The 506-nt window shown below is 31.4% G+C and carries 1 protein-coding gene; it reads right to left on the bottom strand.

All coding sequences use genetic code 11. The features are described 5' to 3' along the window. Positions 1-163 precede the first annotated feature (163 nt). Positions 164-343 (bottom strand): hypothetical protein, encoded by a 180-nt coding sequence (locus N1032_RS28105; RefSeq protein ID WP_259544042.1) that lies wholly within the window; start codon positions 341-343, stop codon positions 164-166. Positions 344-506: the final 163 nt, after the last annotated feature.

Below are 506 nucleotides of genomic sequence, written 5' to 3' on the forward strand. Positions count from 1 at the left end.
TAAAACGGCGCTTGTTTCACTTTCGTTAATTGCAATTTGTGCGTTATCCGTAATATTCATACGATAAGCGGCATTTGCAGCGATAGAAGAAAAAGCCAGGATTGCAACAATAACAGTTTTAAAAATAGTTTTCATGATAATAAGCCTTATATTTAATTAATAATTAGAAGTTAAAAGAAAAGTTAATAGAAACGCCTTGATCATTGCTTTCTACACTTTCATTTTGTTGCACATATTGAGCGCCGTTTACGGTAATTTCTGCCGCTTTCGCCTGGAAAGTAGAAACAAAAATCACGATAAGAAACGCAGAAACTAACCAGGATAATTTATTTACAATTTTCATTTTTTCAATCTCACATTTTAAATTTAAATTTCAGGCGGAAATTTATTTTCCGTCCTGTTTTCTTGCTACGTGGTTATAATAACATAACCAGATTTAAACACAACAATTAAAACACTTTCTTTTGTAAAGATTGCTCTATTTTATCATCAATCTTCAAAGCCGC

Origin of the sequence: Herbiconiux daphne (genome assembly GCF_024979295.1) — a bacterium.
Classification (GTDB): domain Bacteria; phylum Actinomycetota; class Actinomycetes; order Actinomycetales; family Microbacteriaceae; genus Herbiconiux; species Herbiconiux daphnes.

What these genes read in the sequence shown, in the direction of transcription:
- N1032_RS28105 (WP_259544042.1), bottom strand. Translation starts at nt 343, where the DNA reads ATGAAAATTGTAAATAAATTATCCTGGTTAGTTTCTGCGTTTCTTATC.